Annotated in this window: 14 protein-coding genes; 9 read left to right on the top strand and 5 right to left on the bottom strand. The window is 75.1% G+C overall.

The annotated features are described in order from the left end of the window. Positions 1 to 1782: adenylate/guanylate cyclase domain-containing protein (locus tag B5D80_RS34940; protein WP_088647545.1), on the bottom strand; the 1782-nt coding region annotated here is incomplete at its 3' end. A gap of 192 nt (positions 1783 to 1974) precedes the next feature. Here B5D80_RS34940 and B5D80_RS31350 point away from each other — a divergent pair. The 5 genes from B5D80_RS31350 (at position 1975) to B5D80_RS31330 (ending at position 9328) form a co-directional block, all read left to right on the top strand. Further along, complete coding sequence (locus B5D80_RS31350; RefSeq protein ID WP_088647544.1) at positions 1975 to 4968, top strand: helix-turn-helix transcriptional regulator; 2994 nt, start codon at positions 1975 to 1977, stop codon at positions 4966 to 4968. Positions 4969 to 5084: 116 nt separating this feature from the next. Beyond that, positions 5085 to 5855 (top strand): DUF5995 family protein, encoded by a 771-nt coding sequence (locus B5D80_RS31345; protein ID WP_088647543.1) that lies wholly within the window; start codon positions 5085 to 5087, stop codon positions 5853 to 5855. Positions 5856 to 5929: 74 nt separating this feature from the next. Continuing rightward, positions 5930 to 6679: a phosphotransferase gene (locus B5D80_RS31340; RefSeq protein ID WP_088647542.1), complete on the top strand. Its 750-nt coding sequence runs from the start codon at positions 5930 to 5932 to the stop codon at positions 6677 to 6679. 51 nt (positions 6680 to 6730) lie between these two features. Continuing rightward, complete coding sequence (locus tag B5D80_RS31335) at positions 6731 to 7141, top strand: hypothetical protein (protein ID WP_088647541.1); 411 nt, start codon at positions 6731 to 6733, stop codon at positions 7139 to 7141. Between the two features lie 78 nt (positions 7142 to 7219). Then, positions 7220 to 9328: an amino acid transporter gene (locus B5D80_RS31330; RefSeq protein ID WP_245855094.1), complete on the top strand. Its 2109-nt coding sequence runs from the start codon at positions 7220 to 7222 to the stop codon at positions 9326 to 9328. Between the two features lie 272 nt (positions 9329 to 9600). Here the strand turns inward: B5D80_RS31330 and B5D80_RS31325 are convergent, their stop codons facing one another. The 4 genes from B5D80_RS31325 to B5D80_RS31310 all read right to left on the bottom strand — a co-directional run bounded on the left by B5D80_RS31325 (position 9601) and on the right by B5D80_RS31310 (position 12652). Continuing rightward, positions 9601 to 9807, bottom strand: a complete 207-nt coding sequence (locus tag B5D80_RS31325) for a hypothetical protein (RefSeq protein WP_088647540.1) — start codon at positions 9805 to 9807, stop codon at positions 9601 to 9603. 196 nt (positions 9808 to 10003) lie between these two features. Further along, positions 10004 to 11218, bottom strand: a complete 1215-nt coding sequence (locus B5D80_RS33785; RefSeq protein ID WP_169733131.1) for a hypothetical protein — start codon at positions 11216 to 11218, stop codon at positions 10004 to 10006. A 205-nt stretch (positions 11219 to 11423) separates the two neighbouring features. Next, positions 11424 to 11771, bottom strand: coding sequence for a TcmI family type II polyketide cyclase (locus B5D80_RS31315; RefSeq protein WP_088647539.1), 348 nt, complete (start codon positions 11769 to 11771; stop codon positions 11424 to 11426). Beyond that, positions 11768 to 12652: an AfsR/SARP family transcriptional regulator gene (locus B5D80_RS31310; protein ID WP_088647538.1), complete on the bottom strand. Its 885-nt coding sequence runs from the start codon at positions 12650 to 12652 to the stop codon at positions 11768 to 11770. The genes B5D80_RS31315 and B5D80_RS31310 overlap by 4 nt, the downstream gene beginning before the upstream one ends. 356 nt (positions 12653 to 13008) lie before the next feature. Between B5D80_RS31310 and B5D80_RS31305 the strand changes: the two genes are divergently transcribed. The 4 genes from B5D80_RS31305 to B5D80_RS31290 are packed head-to-tail and all read left to right on the top strand — an operon-like array spanning position 13009 to position 16664. Further along, the gene (locus tag B5D80_RS31305; RefSeq protein ID WP_088647537.1) at positions 13009 to 13716 is read left to right on the top strand and encodes an SRPBCC family protein; all 708 of its coding nucleotides are present in this window, start codon (positions 13009 to 13011) and stop codon (positions 13714 to 13716) included. Continuing rightward, entirely contained in the window at positions 13709 to 14113 is a 405-nt protein-coding gene (locus B5D80_RS31300; protein WP_088647536.1) for a cupin domain-containing protein, read from the top strand. The genes B5D80_RS31305 and B5D80_RS31300 overlap by 8 nt, the downstream gene beginning before the upstream one ends. Then, on the top strand, positions 14110 to 15378 hold the full coding sequence (locus B5D80_RS31295; protein WP_088647535.1) for a beta-ketoacyl-[acyl-carrier-protein] synthase family protein: 1269 nt from the start codon (positions 14110 to 14112) through the stop codon (positions 15376 to 15378). The genes B5D80_RS31300 and B5D80_RS31295 overlap by 4 nt, the downstream gene beginning before the upstream one ends. Then, the gene (locus B5D80_RS31290) at positions 15375 to 16664 is read left to right on the top strand and encodes a beta-ketoacyl synthase N-terminal-like domain-containing protein (protein ID WP_088647534.1); all 1290 of its coding nucleotides are present in this window, start codon (positions 15375 to 15377) and stop codon (positions 16662 to 16664) included. The genes B5D80_RS31295 and B5D80_RS31290 overlap by 4 nt, the downstream gene beginning before the upstream one ends. Positions 16665 to 16682 lie beyond the last annotated feature (18 nt).

Below are 16682 nucleotides of genomic sequence, written 5' to 3'. Positions count from 1 at the left end.
GGCCGGCGCGGCGGTCGGGGCCAGCCCGGCGGACGCGGCCCGGCGGGCGAAGTCGGCGCGGACCGGGCGGGGCAGCCGGTCGGCCGCGCAGCGACGCAGGGCCGGATCGGCCACCACCAGACCGCCCCGGGCCGACGGCTCCAGGAGCCCGGCGTCGGTGAGCCGGCGCAGCGCCCCGGCGGCCCGCTCCGGCGTCCAGTCGAGCAGCACGGCCACGGCCGGCGCGGTGACCGGGACGTCGAGCGTCGCGGCGGCCATCAGCACCGCCCGGTGCGCGCCGTCGCACCGGTCCAGCCGGGCGGCGGCGCGGCGGCGCAGCGACTCGGGCAGCGCCGGCTCCACCGCCGCACCGGCGAGAGCGTCACCGCTTACGCTCGGGCGCGGCATCGCCCCGACGTAGGCGGCGGCGTGGCCGGGCCGGCCGGCGACCAGCGGCAGCAGCCGGGTCGCGGCCCCGACCGGCCGGCCGGAGCCGGCGAGCAGCCGGCGCAGCAACCGGCCGGTGTGGAGGGTGCCCAGCGGGGCCAGTTCGACCCGGTGCCGGTCGGCCGGCGCGGGCAGCGGGTCGGTCCGGTCCGGCCGGTGCGTGGCCAGCACCGCCAGCGGCAGTCCCCGGTCGGTCGCGGCGGCGAACAGCGCGTGCAGGAACCGCCCCAGCTCCGGGGCCGCCCGGTCCAGGTCGTCCACGCCGACCACCACCGGCCGGCGGGCGGCCAGGGCGAGCAGGACCCGGCGTACCGCCACCGCACCGGCGACCGCCGACCGGTCCGGGGCGTCCAGCAGCGCGGCGAGCGCCGCCACTGTCGGACCGACCTGGCCCGCCGGGACCAGCCCGTCGACCAGGGCGGCCAGCCGGGGGCGGACCGCGTCCGTCGGGCCGCCGTCGGCCAGCCCCGCCAGGTCCCGCAGCAGCTGTGCGACCGGCCCGAACACCTGCTCCGGGTACGGCGGGCAGTGCGCCACCGCCCAGCGCACCGCCCGGCCGTCGACCTCGGGCAGCCGGTGGCGTAACTCGGCCAGCAGCCGGCTGCGGCCGATCCCGTCCGGGCCGGTGAGCGCCACCCACCGTGGACGATGCTCCCGGACCGCCCGGGTGAGCTGGTCCAGGGCGGTGGCGACCTCCCGGCGTCGACCGATCAGCGGGCCGTCATGGCGGGCCGGCCGATGGCGGGTCGGGCGGGTGACCCGCCAGACGTCCACCGGCAGCGCCTTGCCGGTGAGGCTCGCCGGGGCGAGGGCGTGCTGGTCGACCAGGCCGGCGGTGGCCCGGTGGGTGGCCGCGCAGACGACCACGCCGCCCGCCGGGGCGTACTCCTGGATGCGGGCGGCGGTGGTGAGGACCGCGCCGGAGGCCATGCCGTGCCCACCGTCGCGGGCGGCGGCCAGGTCGACCACGGCCTCGCCGGTGGCGACACCCACCCGGACCCGCAGCGTCACCCCGCCGGGCAGCGTGCGCCGGTCCAGCGCGGCCTGGATCTCCAGGGCCGCCCGCACCGCCCGGTAGCCGTCCAACCCGTCGGAGGTACGCGCCCCGAACAGCGCCATCACCGCGTCGCCGACGTACTTCTCCACCGTGCCCTGCCAGCGGCGCAGCACCCCGGCGACGGTGTCGAAGTAGGCGAACTGCACCGCCCGGACGTCCTCCGGGTCGAGCCGTTCGGTCAACGCGGTCGACCCGACGATGTCGGCGAAGAGCACGGTCAGCGTGCGCCGTTCCTGCGGCACCGGCCAGGGCGTCGAGGTGGCGTCTTCCCGACCGGTGCCGACCGTGGACAGTGGCATCCCACCCACCCCTTTCCTCCGCGGTGCTGCTGCTGACGACGATCGGAGACTGTCACCACCGGGCTGACGGGGGATCTGCCGAACGACGTATGTCGGCCGGTCGCCACCTTTAGTCGCAATGTCGACGCGAGAGGTACCAATGCCGGATCGAGCCCGTAGAACGGTGCGGGGACCTGTGACTAGGCTGCGGACATGGCCAGCGATGTGGACACCGCACCGCTCGTCGGCCGCGCCGACCAGCTGGCGGTGCTGCGCGCCGCGCTCCACGACGGGACCGGCCCCGGGCAGACCGCCGCCGTCTTCGTCACCGGTGAGAGCGGGGTGGGCAAGACCCGGCTGCTCACCGAGGCTGCGGCGCGGCTGCGGGACGCGGGAGCGGTGGTGCTCACCGGCTCCTGCCTGGACATCGGCGACGCCTCCCCACTGCACCCGGTGCTCCAGGCGTTACGCCGGTTCGACGCCGACCTCACCACCGCACAGGCCCGCACGTCGTCGGCGGTACGGGGTCTGCTGCGGACGTTCGCCGAGGACAGCGGCGGTGCGGACAGCGCCGGGGCGCTGCTGGAACGGGTCTCCCGGGGGCTGAGCCTGATCGCCGAGGGTCGTCCGCTGGTGCTCGTCCTCGACGACCTGCAGTGGGTCGACCGGACCACCCGGCAACTCCTGCTCTATCTGCTCGCCGGCCTGGGCGACCTGCAACTGTCGGTGCTGGCGGCGGTGCGGGCCGAGTCGTTGCAGGGGGCCCACCCGCTGCGCCGGGTGCTCACCGAGCTGCGTCGGCTGCGGTCGGTGCGGGTGCTCGACCTGGGCCCCCTCGACCGGGCCGGCACCGACCTGCTGGCCGCCGAGATCGTCGGCGCGCCGCTCGCCCCGGAGGCCGCCGAGCAGGTCTGGCAGCGCAGCGGCGGCAACCCGTTCGTGGTCGAGGAACTGGCCCGTGACCTGCGCGACGGCCGCGACGGGCTGTCCGACACGCTGCGCGAGATCTTCCTGTCCCGGGTGGACGCGCTGCCCCGGCACGCGCACGCCGCGGTGCACGCGGTGGCAGCGGGCGTCGAACCGGTCGAGCACTGGCTGCTGGCCGAGGTGCTCGGCCTGCCCGAGGCGGAACTCATCGAGGCGCTGCGGGAGGCGGTCGCCCACCGGCTGCTCGTCGGCGCGGACGACGGCTACCGGCTGCGGCACCGGCTGGTCGCCGAGGTGCTCGCCCACGAACTGCTCCCGGCGGAACGCGCCGGCCTGCACCGCCGCTACGCCGAGGCGCTCACCCGGGTTCCGGCGGAGCTGCACCAGGCCCGGCTGGCCCACCACTGGCGGCTGGCCGGTGAGCCCGGCCGGGCCCTGCCGGCGGCGATGGCCGCCGCCCGGGAGGCCGAACGGCTGCACGGTTTCGCCGAGGCGCACCGGCACTGGACGGCGGCGTTGCAGCTGGCCGCGACGCCGGTCACCGGGCCGGTGGACGCCCCACCCGAGGTGGACCGGGCGGTGCTGCTGGGGCGGGCCGCCGAGGCCGCCCACAAGAGCGGCGAGCACGCCCGCGCGCTGTCCCTGCTGGCCGAGCTGACCGGGGGTGAGCCGCTCGACCCGTCCTGCGCGGTGCGCATCCAACGGGCCCGTTACCTGGCCGCGGCCGGCCGGTCCGCCCCCGCCGAGGCGGAGTACCGCAGCGTGCTGGAGGCCGCCGAGTGCACCGCCCGGGAACGGGCCAACGCCGCCGCCCGGCTGGCCGAGCTGCTGCTGCACCTGGGCCGGTACGCCGACGCCGGGCAGCGCGCCCGGGAGGCGCTGGAACTGGCCGCCTCGGTCGACGGCAGCACCACGGAGGTGGTGCTGGCCAGCTCCGCGCTCGGCTTCAGCGAGGCGTTCCTGGAGGACCCCGACGCCGGCCTGGCCGTGGTGCGCCGGGCCCTGGAGACCGCTGAACGCTCCGGCGGACCGGAGGACGTGGCCTGCGCGTACCTGCACCTGGCGGAGCTGCTGACCGGGCCGCTGAACATCCTGGAGGAGGGGGTGGTGGTGGCCCGCCGGGGCGCCGAGCGGGTCGCCGAGCTGGGCCTGGGCCGCACCTACGAGACCCGGTTGCTGGCGATCGCCACCAACGGGCTGTTCCGGGTCGGCCAGTGGGCGGAGGCGGAGAAGGTGGTCGCGGCGGCGCTGCGGCACCGCCCGTCCGGCGCCGACGCGGTCGAGTTGCTGCTGGCCCGCTGCCGGCTCTCCGTCGGGTACGGCGACGTCGAGGCCTCCGACCGGGACCTGGAGGCGGTGGCGACGATGCTCGCCGGCGGTGGCGCGCCCCGGCACGTCCTGCCGATGCTGATCCTGCGGGCCGGCCTGGCGATGTGGCAGGGCCGGCACGACGTGGCCCGGCAGGCCGTGCAGCGGGGCCTGACCGAGAGCCGCTCCGACGACGTGGTGCTGCTGGGCACGCTGGCCTGGCACGGGCTGCGCGCGGAGGCGGAGGCGCACGCGAGCCGTACCGTGGCGGTCGACGAGACGGCGGTCCGCCGGCTGCGCGACGCGGTCGACCGGGTGGCGGCCAAGAGCGCGACGGCCGCCGGGCCGGTACGGGTCAACGCCAACGGGTTCCTGGCGTTGTGCACGGCCGAGTTGAGCCGCCTCGACGGCCGGGGCGACCCGGACGCCTGGGCCCGGTCGGCGGCCGAGTGGGACAACCGGAACCACCCCTACCCGGCGGCCTACTCCCGGCTGCGGCAGGCCGAGGCGTTGCTGGCCCGGCGCAGCCGCAGCAGCACGGCGACGGCGCTGCTGCGGCAGGCCCACGAGATGGCGTCGAGCCTGGGTGCGGTGCCGCTGACCAGCGAGATCCGGACGCTTGCCGGCCGGGCCCGGGTGGAGCTGACCGGGCGTGCCCAGCCCGGGGCGGGGCGGGTCCCGGCGGCCCGCGCGGGCGGTTCCCGGGCGTCGGGCCCGGCTCGCGGCCGCACCGCCGTGGCGGCGGAGACCGCGGCCACCCCGCCGGGGGCCGACGAGCTGGCCCTGCTGACCGCGCGGGAGCGGGAGGTGCTGGCCGCGGTGGCCGAGGGGCTGACGAACAAGGAGATCGGCCAGCGGCTGTTCATCAGCGAGCGCACCATCGGCGTGCACGTGTCGCACATCTTCGACAAGCTCCAGGTCCGCACCAGGGTCCAGGCCAGCGCCATCCACCTGCGTAACCGGGGCGAGTGAGCGTACGTCCGGCGCGGACGAATACGTCGTTCTACTGATCCCCGCCGCGGCCGGCGCTGACAGGCTGTGCACCGGAAACGACGGCGCGGCGCTGCCCCGACCACTGTGGAGGAGACATGACGGAACCGGTCTGGGGGCCCGTCCACGCGGACATCGTCGATCTCCTCGCCGACCACCCGGAGGACGTCCCGGCGGTGGTCGACCACCTCACCAAGCTCCAGGACCTGCTGGTGCGGCTGCCGCCGCTGGAGCAGAGCTGCCCGCTCGCCGACTTCAACCGGCTCTACCTGACCATCACCAGCCGGGTGCTGGAGGGCCTCTACGACGACTACTTCGCCGACCCGGTGTTCCTGTCCCGGCTGGACGTGGAGTTCGCCGCCCGGTACTTCGACGCGATGCGGCTGTGGACCGAGTCGAGCCCGACCACCCCGCGCGCCTGGTCGTGCCTGTTCAAGCGGATGCGCGGCCCGGACGCCCGGCCGTTGCCGTCGGCGGCGGCGGGGGTGAACGCGCACATCAACTTCGACCTGCCGTTCGCCCTGGTGACCACGTTCGACCACCTGGAGTCCGAGCCGGTGGACGGCACCGAGCAGCACCGCGACTACCTCAAGATCAACGACATCTTCGCCGACAAGATCCCGACGCTGCGGCGGGGTTACCTGGAGCGGTGGCAACTGCTCCTGGACATGCTCAACGGCGACATCGACGACTGGTACCAGGGCGAACTGGTCGAGTACACCAGGGACGTGGCCTGGCGCAACGCGCAGAAGATCTGGCGTTGCCGGCACGACCCGCAGGCCCGCGACGACGAGCGCACCCGGCTGGACGACAATGCCGCGGCGCTCGGCCGGCTGCTGCTGTCACCGCTGGGGGCGTTCCTGCAGTAGCAGCCGGGACGGGGGGTCCCCGCGCCCCGGGAAACCGGGGCGCGGGGACGCGTCCGTTGCACCAGGATGACCGGATGAGTCCGACCGAGGAACCGCTGCCCGGCAACGTCACCACCGGCGTGGTGCGGGTCGGCGACACCGTCCGCCGGCCGGTCGGCCCGTGGACCGACGCCGTCGACGCCCTGCTGGCCCACCTGCACGCCGTCGGCTTCGACGGCGCGCCCCGGCCGCTGGGCCGCGACGGGCAGGGCCGGCAGGTGCTGGAGTACGTGCCGGGGGAACTGGGCCACCCCTCGGGGCTCTACCCGACGGCGGACCTGCCCTCGATCGGCCGGCTGCTGGCCGACCTGCACCGCGCCACCGCCGGGTTCGTACCCCCCGAACCGGCCCACTGGCAGGTGCCGATCCGTCCCGACGGCACGGACCTGCTCTGCCACCACGACCCCGCGCCGTGGAACCTGGTCCGGGCCCCGCGCGGCTGGGTGCTGATCGACTGGGACGGCGCCGGCCCCGGCACCCGCCGCTGGGAGCTGGCGTACGCCGCGCAGGCCATGGCCGGGATGCGACCCGACCGGCCGGTGCCCGACTCGGCCCGCCGGCTGCGCGCCCTCGTCGACGGGTACGACCTGCCGGCGGCGGACCGGCCCGCGCTCGCCGCGACCCTCGGCCCCCGGGCGCAGGCGATGTACGACCTGCTGTGCGACGGCGCGCGGCGCGGCGTGCAACCCTGGGCCCGGATCCACGCCGAGGACGGCCCCTACTGGCGGTCCGTCGCCGCCCACCTGTCGGCGCACGTCGACGACTGGACCCGCGCCCTGGCATGACCCTGCGGGCCGGCGGGGTGTCGGACAGCCCGCCCGGGGTACCCGTCGGTCATGCCCGCACACCGGTTCGCGTTCCGGTTCGACCCGGCCTTCCGGGTGCCGTTGGCGCTGCTCGGCATCCGACCGCAGACCTGCGCCGTGCTGCTCGACGACGCGGAACTGGTGATCCGGTTCGGCCGCTTCCGGCTGCGGACCGCCCGGGCGAACGTGGTCGACGCCCAGCGCGGCGGGCCGTACCGCTGGTGGCGGGCCGTCGGGCCACACCTGTCCCTGGCCGACCGGGGGGTCACCTTCGGCACCGGCACCGCGGCCGGGGTGTGCCTGCGGTTCGGCACGCCGGTGCCGGGGCTGGCCCCCGGCCGGTGGCTGCGCCACCCGGCGGCCACCGTGACGGTGACCGACCCGGACGCCCTGCTGGCGGCCCTGCGCCGTACCCCGGCCGACCGGCACCGTCCCGCCTGACAGCTTCCCCTGTTCCGGCCGGTCGGACCGCCTCCAGCGCCTACCGTCGGGGACAGGGGACACGAGGGCGGTCGGCGGATGGCGGACGGGCGGGACGGGACGCGGGGACGGCGGACCCGGGAACGACGGGGGAGCGCGCCGCCACCGGGGCACGGGCGGGCGCTGCGCGAGGCCCGGGACGCCGGCCAGGGTGAGCGCACCCGACCCGGGCCGGTGGGCCTGCCGGAGTGCGTGAACAGTCACGCCCGGCCGGCCCGGCCCGGTGGCGCGCTGCGCCGGTGGCTGTTCGCGTACCGGGTGCAGCCGGTCGGCCCGGAGACCGAGGAGGGCAGCCAGCGCCGGCACCCCTGGTGGCAGGTGATGTGCCTGACCGGGGTCGACTACTTCTCCACCCTGTCCTACCTGCCGGGCATCGCGGCGCTGGCCGCCGGGGCGCTCTCCCCGCTGGCGACCCTGCTGATCGTGGCGCTGACCCTGCTCGGGATGCTGCCGATGTACCGGCGGGTGGCCCGGGAGAGCCCGCACGGGCAGGGGTCGGTGGCGATGCTGGAGCGGCTGCTGCCGTTCTGGCGGGGCAAGATCTTCGTCCTGGTGCTGCTCGGTTTCGTCGCCACCTCGTGGATCATCACGATCACCCTGTCCGCCGCCGACGCCACGGTGCACCTGCTGGAGAACCCGTACCTGCCGTCGTCGGCGCCGCACGGCGACGGGGTGGCCGTGCTGGTGACGGTGGCGCTGCTGCTCGTCCTCGGCGGGGTGTTCCTGCTCGGGTTCAGCGAGGCGGTGCTGGTGGCCGTACCCCTGGTGGTGGTCTTCCTCGGGCTCAACGCGGTGATCGTGGCCGACGGCCTGGCCGGGATAGCCGCCGACCCGGGCGTCGTGCGGAACTGGACGGCGGCCCTGACCGCCGGGGGTGCCGGGGTGGGCGACCTGCTCGGCCCGGCGGTGCTGGCCTTCCCGCTGCTGGTCCTGGGCCTGTCCGGTTTCGAGACGGGGGTGAGCATGATGCCCCTGGTACGCGGGGCGGGCGAGGACCGGGCGCAGCGGCTGGCCGCCCGGATCCGCAACACCCGCCGGCTGCTCACCGCCGCCGCGCTGATCATGTCGGTGTACCTGCTGACCACCACGTTCGTCACCACCGTGCTGATCCCGCCCCGGGAGTTCCAGCCGGGCGGCGCGGCGAACGGCCGGGCGCTGGCCTGGCTGGCCCACGCCCGGCTCGGCGAGGGGTTCGGCACGCTCTACGACGTCAGCAGCGTGTTGATCCTCTGGTTCGCCGGGGCGTCGGCGATGGCCGGCCTGATCAACATCGTGCCGCGCTACCTGCCGTCGTACGGGATGGCGCCGGAGTGGGGACGGGCGGTCCGGCCGGTGGTGCTGGTCTACACCCTGATCAGCATCGTCATCACCGTCGCCTTCCGGGCCGACGTCAACGCCCAGGCCGGCGCGTACGCCACCGGCATCCTGGCGATGATGGTCTCCGGCGCGGTGGCGGTGACCATCGCGACCGTCCGGGCCCGGCACCGGTTCGCCGCGTCCGGCTTCGCGCTGCTCACCGCCGTGCTGCTCTACGCGCTGGTCGAGAACGTCATCGAGAAGCCCGACGGGCTCGCCATCTCCGGCATGTTCATCGCCGGCATCGTGGCGGTGTCGCTGGTCTCCCGGATCACCCGGACCACCGAGCTGCGCACCGAACGGATCGAGTTCGACGAGCCGGCCCGACGGTTCGTCACCGAGTCGCTGGCCCACGACGGCCGGCTGCACCTGATCGCCAACAAACGCGACACCGGCGCGCTCAAGGAGTACCGGGTCAAGGAGCGGGCGCAGCGGGGCATGAACCCGGTGCCGGGCGCCTCCGACGTGCTCTTTCTGGAGATCGACGTGGTGGACCCGTCGGAGTTCAGTCAGGTGCTGTGGGTGCACGGGGTCGAGGTCGGCGGCTTCCGGGTGCTGCGGGCCAGCAGCCCGGCGGTGCCGAACGCGATCGCCGCCATCCTGCTGGCGCTGCGTGACGGCACGGGGGTCCGTCCGCACGCCCACTTCGAGTGGTCCGAGGGCAACCCCATCGCCCACCTGTTGCGTTACCTGATCCTCGGGCGGGGCGACACCCCACCCGTGGTCCGCGAGATCATCCGCAAGAGCGAACCCGACCCCTCCCGCCGCCCCGGCATCCACGTAGGCGCCTGACCCACCCCTCCCATGCTTCCCCGCGCTGCTTCCCCGCGCTCTCCCGCGTGATCAAGAGGTTTGCGTCACCGGAGCGCGCATTTCTGACCACAACCTCTTGATCACCGCACGCTGACCGTCGATGGGTGGGAGCGGAAGGTTTCGGGATGGGTTCCTAGGATGGTTAGGGAGGGTGAGGTGGTGCGCGCGTCGCGGGCCGGGGATAGGTGATCTGGAGCGGACACGATTCGGCCCGCGCCCCGAGGGGTGGGCGCGGGCCGGGGAGGTGCGGCTTACTTGGACGGCTCGGGGAGCTTGCAGTCGACCTTCGGGTTGGCGCCGATGTAGTTGAGCGGCCCGGCCACGATGGTCACCAGGATGGTGCCGGCCTCGGCACAGTTGGTGTCGTCGTTCCCGTAATAGCCGCGCTGACCAGCGGCGATGGCGCCGATGACCAGCCAGATGACGACGATGACTCCGAGGATCGACGAACCGCGCATGGGGGTGCCTCCCGGCTTGTGTGATGTTCGAGGTGACGCCCATGTACCCAACGGCCGGGACCGGGTAAACGGTATTCCGGAACGGTCAGCGCGATGGTGCCCCATTCACCGACGGTGGGCCACCGCGCACTCCGGGACGACGGGGGCCGGCGGGCACGCCTCGCACGTGTCCACCGGCCCCCGTCGGTCCTGCGGGTCAGTCCTGGCTGTCGCCGCCGGTCGGGGCCGGCAGCACCCGCTCGGCCTCGGCGGGCGCACCGGCCAGCACGTGCGCCTGCTGCGGCCAGGTGGCCAGGCTCGCGGTGGCGCGCAGCCCGGCCGCACGGATCGTCTCCCGCAGGCTCGTCTCGTCCAGCGCGGCGAGCTGCCGGTAGCTGCGGACGCCGGCGGCCTGGAGCGCGGCGGCCATCTTCGGGCCGACCCCCTGGATGCGCCGGAAGTCGTCCACCGGCTCGTCCTGCGTGGCCGCGACCTCCGCGCCGGGGGCACCCGGCGCAACCGGGCCGCTGCCCGCGACCGGAGCACTGTCCGGAACCGGGTCGCTGTCCGGGGCCGGAGCACCGTCGGCGTCGGGGGTGCGTTGGGCCGGGATCACCGGCCCGGCGGCGACCGGGGCATCGTCCACGTCGGCCGTACGCGGTGCGGTCTGCCCGGCCGCGCCGGCCGGCTCGTCCTGCGGGACGTCGGCCGGCTCCGGCTCGGCCACGCCGGCCGGCGTGGCCTGATCGAGGACCGGGGTCCGGTCGTCAGCCGGGGCCGGCTCGACGACCCGGGCCGGCTCACCGGCGGGGGCCGGAGCGACGGCCGGGGCCGGGTCGGCATCCGGGGTGACGTCCGCTTCCGTGGCCGGGGTCGCGGCGACCGGCTCCGGGTCCGCCGGGGCCGGTTCCGGCAGGTCGGCCACCGCGTCGTCCGGCGTGTCCTCGACGGTGGCCCGGGGCGCGGGGACCGGTGCGGCGGTCCCGTCGGTGACGCTGCTCGCGGGCGCGTCGTCCGGGGTGGTACGGCCGGTCAGGTCGCTGGCGGCGGGTTCGTCCGCGAGGTCCGGCAGCGGGGCGGTCCGGTCGGCGGCGACCGTGCTGGACGTGCCGTTGACGGCGACGTCCTCGACGGCGGAGGCGGCGGACCCGGTGGTGGTCGGGGCGGGGTGGTCGGCGTCCGGCGCGACGTGCGGGGTGGGTTCGTCGACGACGGCGGCGGGTGCCGGGGAGTCGTCGAGCGTGGCGGCCGGGCGCGGGGCGTCGATCGTGGCGGCGGCCTTCTCCTCGGGGGAGAGCCCGACGACCGGGTCACCCTCCACGATGGGCGCGGCGGCGGTCGGCTTCTGCCGTCCCCACAGCGCCCAGCCTCCGGCCAGGCCCACCAGCAGGGCCAGGATCACGACGAGCCACTGCCCGACAGTCGACGGCACGGCTACCTCCCTATTGCGTATGTCGTTGAAGTCGCGAGGAAAACGCGAAAACCCGCCGCAGCTTTGCACACGCGAATGTCGGACGACAGGGAGGACCACACCTCGTTGCGCAGGTGGAATGTCCGGTGTCTGGCGGTATCGACGTCACGACAGGGTGTCGTCGTCGGGCGTCGGTGGCCGGGGCCGCCGCCGCGGCGGCGGCGGTTCAGCGCAGCGGCTCCGGGGCGGGCGCGTCGGTGGCGTCCCAGCTGTAGAAACAGCCGGCCGGCGCGTCCCGGGGCGACCGCCAGGTCGGCAGGTACGCCGACGTGTGGGCCGACAACCGTTCGTTGGTCCGCTGGTACAGCGGGTGCTGGCGGGCGGTGACCAGGGTGTCGACGTCCACCTCGGTGGTCTCCATCAGGTGTACGCACAGGTCGTGCAGGCGGTACAGGGAGCGGTGGCGCAGCCCGGTGAGTCCGGGTAGTTCGGTCGCGTCGGCTTCGGCGAAGATCTGGGCGACCCGCCCCTCCGCGCCGGGAATGATCCTGCTGACGATCACCAGACGGCTCATCGGACCCCTCTCGCCGGTGGCGCGCCCCGATCGGTCCAGGGCTCACGGTGGGTCCACCCTGGCGGTGGGGCTGTCACCTGGTCGTCACGCCGTCCGGCCGGCTCGTGACGGCGGGCGGCCGGGGTGCGGCGGGTGGCCTGCCGGATGGGGGCGAGGGTCTCGTCGACCAGGGCGCACATCGCGGGGGAGGGTTCCAGGCGCAGTTCCCGCATGAGCAGGTCCCGGTAGACGTAGAAGGCGTGCACCGCCTCGAACGCGTTGCCCTCGGCGAGGTGGATGCGCACCACCAGGCGGTGCGGGGTCTCCCGCAGCGGTTCGGCGGCCATCGCCTCCAGGGCGGCCTGCAACGCCTCGCCGTGCCGGCCGGCGTCGAGGTGGTCGACGGCGAGCTGTTCGAGCATGTGCAGCCGGAGCTGGCGCAGCCGTTCCCGGTCCAGCAGCACCCAGTCGTCGTACCAGCCGGGGAGCAGGTCGCGGCTGCCGGCGGCGAGCGCGTCGGCGGCGGCGCGCGGGTCACCCCCGTCGCGGATCCGGGCGGCGGTGGCGACCAGGTCGTCCACGTCGAGCCGGACCGCCTGGTCGAGGCGGACGGTGTCCCCGCTGACCAGCAGCGGGCAGCAGGGGTCCTGGCGCAGCCGCCACAGGGCGGTCCGCAGCGACGACAGCGCCCGTTCCTCGGGCACCTCGGGCCAGAGCAGCCCGGCGAGGTTGCTGCGGGTGGCGCCGGGACGCAGTCCGATCAGGGCGATGACCCGTTGCAGCCCCCGGGGGACCACCACGGGGGTGTCGCCGTGCAGCAGCCGGAAACCGCCGAGCAGGTGCAGGCGTACCGGCGGGTCGGCCGGGACGTCGCTGGTCGGCGTGCTGGCATGACCGGTCACGGGCGCACCCCCTGCACGGAAACCTGGGTCCAGATCGTCCGGTGTCCCGACGCGGTCCCCCGCGACGCCGTGGCCGGTTCACTGTGCGGCCGAGCCGGGCCGGCCGGCACGAACACTACCAATATGATTACTCTCGGTCAACGAAAGTGTAGGCATGGTGACCGCGGGCGAATCGCCTCTGAACTGCGAACCTCCATCACAATGGACAGCTCGCGCATAGCCGGTACACAGCCTGCGTCAACGCAACGTCACCACCGGGCGGGGGTGGTGCGGGCTGGGGCGTGACGCCCGGGTGACGGGTCCGGCCGGAGGGTGACGGCTACCGGGGTGAGTCGCCCGGTGGAGGAGGACCCGAGATGACCGTCACCCACGGCCGACCGCTGACCAGTGAGATAACCGAGATCCTGGTGACCCGCTGCGGTCTCGACGCCGACGCCGCTGCCCGCGCGCCCGCCGCCAGCCTGGAGGAACTGGGCATGGACTCGCTGGCGCTGCTGGAACTGTCCGCCGTGGTCGCCGACCGCTGGCGGGTACGCATCCCCGAACAGGCCGGGCAGCTCAGCATCGCCGGTGTCGCCGACCTGGTGGCCGACGCCGGCCCGGCCGGGCACACCGAGAACAGCATCCTCGTCGCCGCCCCGCTGTCGCTGGTCTGGGAGATCACCAACGACGTGGCGCGCTGGACGGACCTGTTCACCGAGTACGCGGTGGTGGAGATCCTGCACCGGGAGGGGGACACGGTGCGGTTCCGGCTGACCATGCACCCCGACGAGAACGGCATCGCGTGGAGCTGGGTCAGCGAACGTACCGCCGACCCGGCGACCTGGCAGGTGCGGGCCCGGCGGGTGGAGACCGGACCGTTCGAGTACATGCGCATCCACTGGTACTACGACACCGAACCGGAGGGCACCCGGATGACCTGGGTGCAGGACTTCGCGATGAAACCGACCGCCCCGGTGGACGACGTGGCGATGACCGAGCGGATCAACACCAACAGCCGGGTGCAACTGGCCGTGATCAAGGAGCGGATCGAGCGGGTGTACGCGGGGGGCGGCGATGAGTGAGGTCACCACCGGCCTGGTCGCCGCCCGGGACGTACCGGCCGACCGGCGGCGCGGCGGGGAGCTGCGGGTGCTGCTGGGCCCGCGTACCGTCGGCAGCACCTCCGGGTTCATGGGGGTGGTGACGGTGGCCCCCGGTGACCGGGTGGCCGAGCACTACCACCCGTACAGCGAGGAGTTCCTCTACCTGGTGCGCGGCGCGATCACCGTCGACCTGGACGACGAGCCGGTGCCGCTGGCCGCCGGGGAGGCGCTGTTCGTGCCGCGCAACGTGCGGCACCGGCTGCGCAACACCGGCGACGCCCCCGCCGAGGTGGTCTTCCACCTCGGCCCGCTCGCCCCCCGCCCGGAACTCGGCCACGTCGACACGGAGCTGGTCGAACAGCGGGGCCCGTCGTGACCGGCCGGCGGGTGGTGGTGACCGGTGTCGGGGTGGTCGCCCCGGGCGGGGTCACCCGGGACCGGTTCTGGAAGACCCTCACCGAGGGGCGGACGGCCACCCGGCGGATCAGCTTCTTCGACCCGTCGCCGTACCGGTCGCAGATCGCCGCCGAGTGCGACTTCGACCCGGACGCCGCCGGGCTCACCCCGGCGCAGCGGCAACGCTCCGACCGGTACGTGCAGTTCGCGCTGGCGTGCGCGGCGGAGGCGCTGGCCGACAGCGGCCTGGACCTGACCGACGCCGAGCGGGACGTCGCGGGGGTGGTGCTGGGCACCGCCGTCGGCGGCACCACCGCCCTGGAGCAGGAGTACGTCCGGGTCAGCGACGCCGGCCGGCACTGGCTGGTCGACCACGCCCTCGGCGGGCCGTACCTCTACCAGGCGTTGGTGCCGAGCAGCCTGGCCGCCGACGTGGCCTGCCGGCACGGGCTGCGCGGCCCGGCGCAGGTGGTCTCCACCGGCTGCACCTCCGGCATCGACGCCATCGGGTACGCCCACCAGCTCGTCGTCGACGGGGAGGCGGACGTCGTGCTGGCCGGCGCGGCCGACTCGCCGATCTCCCCGGTCACCGTCGCCTCGTTCGACGCGATCCGGGCGACCAGCCCGGACAACGACGACCCGGGGCACGCCAGCCGGCCGTTCGACGCGCACCGGCAGGGTTTCGTGCTCGCCGAGGGGGCGGCGGTGCTGGTGCTGGAGGAGTGGGAGCACGCCCGGCGGCGCGGCGCGCACGTCTACTGTGAGGTCGCCGGCTACGCCAGCCGCAGCAACGGCTTCCACATGACCGGGCTGCGGCCCGACGGGGTGGAGATGGGGCTGGCCATCGCGGCGGCGCTGCGGCAGGCCCGGCTGGACCCGTCGGCGGTGTCCTACGTCAGCGCGCACGGCTCCGGCACCCGGCAGAACGACAGGCACGAGACGGCGGCGTTCAAGCGGTCGCTGGGCCCCACGGCGTACCGGGTGCCGGTGAGTTCGATCAAGTCGATGGTCGGGCACTCGCTGGGCGCGATCGGCGCCATCGAGATGGCCGCCTGCGCCCTGGCCATCGAGTACGGGGTGGTGCCGCCGACGGCCAACTGGACCACCCGTGACCCGGAGTGCGACCTGGACTACGTGCCGAACGTGGCCCGGGAGACGCCGGTGGACGTGGCGCTGTCGGTGGGCAGCGGGTTCGGGGGGTTCCAGTCCGCGATGCTGTTCCGCCGGCTGGCGGTGACGCGGTGACGCTCCCCGCCCCCGCCGTCACCCCGGCCCCGGCCGGGCAGGCGCGGGCGGTGGTGACCGGGATCGGGGTGGTCGCGCCCAGCGGCATCGGTGTCGAGGCGCACTGGCGGACGGTGACCGCCGGCGTCCGGCGGACCGGACCGATCACCCTGTTCGACCCCACCGGCTATCCCACCAGGGTCGGTGGCGAGGTCCCCGGCTTCCATCCCGCGGCGTACGTCGACACCCGGCAGCTCGTGCAGACCGACCGCTGGACCCAGCTCGGGTTCGCCGCGACCGCGTTGGCGCTCGCCGACGCCGGCCTGCCCGCCCGCGCCCCCGACCCGTACGCCTGGGCGGTGACCCTGGCCAGTTCGTCCGGGGGGAACCTGTTCGGGCAGCGGGAGCTGCAACGGCTGTGGGGCGGGCCCAGCCGCACCGTCGGGGCGTACCAGTCGATCGCCTGGTTCTATGCGGCCAGCGTCGGGCAGTTGTCCATCCACCACCAGTTCAAGGGGCCGTCGGGGGTGCTGGTCGCCGAGGCAGCCGGTGGGCTGGACAGCCTGGCGCACGCGGTGCGCACCATCCGGCGGGGCACGTCGGTGGTGGTCGCCGGGGCGACCGAGTGCCCGCTGAGCCCGTACGCGCTGGCCTGTCAGCTCCGCTCCGGGCTGCTCAGCGCCGTCGACGAGCCGGCGGCGGCGTACCGGCCGTTCGACCGGGCGGCCGGCGGGTACGTGCCCGCCGAGGGCGGTGCGGTCTTCGTGGTGGAGGAGCGGGGGCACGCGCTGGCCCGGGGCGCCCGGATCTACGGGGAGGTGACCGGCTGGGCGGCCACCCACGACGCGGTGCACACCGGCCCGGACACCGCAGGTGACCCGGCGACGTACGCGCGGGCGATGCGGCTGGCGCTGGCCCGCGCCGGCAGCACCCCCGACGAGGTGGACCTGGTCGTGCCCGACGCGCTCGGGGTGCCCCGCTACGACCGTAGCGAGGCGACGGCGCTGCGGGCGGTCTTCGGTGACCGGCCGCCGCCGGTGAGCACCCACAAGTCGTTGACCGGCCGGGCCCACCAGGGCGGGTCGGCCCTGGACGTGGCGACCGCGCTGCTCGCCTTCCACCACGACACGCTGCCCGCCTCGGCCGGCCCGGTCGACCCGGCCCCGGGCTGCGAGTTGGGTTTCCTGCGTGCCCCGCGCCGGCCCGAGCACCGGGTGGCGCTGGTCTGCGCGCGCGGCTTCGACGGTTTCAACAGCGCCCTGGTGCTCCGGGGTGCCGCACCGACGCCGAGGAACGCCACCGACTGACCACTGTGCGTCACACCC

The organism is Micromonospora wenchangensis, from assembly GCF_002210435.1.
In the GTDB taxonomy this organism is placed as follows: Bacteria; Actinomycetota; Actinomycetes; order Mycobacteriales; family Micromonosporaceae; genus Micromonospora; species Micromonospora wenchangensis.
The sequence above is the reverse complement of the archived record's forward strand: the minus strand, read 5'-3'. Positions and strand labels throughout refer to the sequence as shown.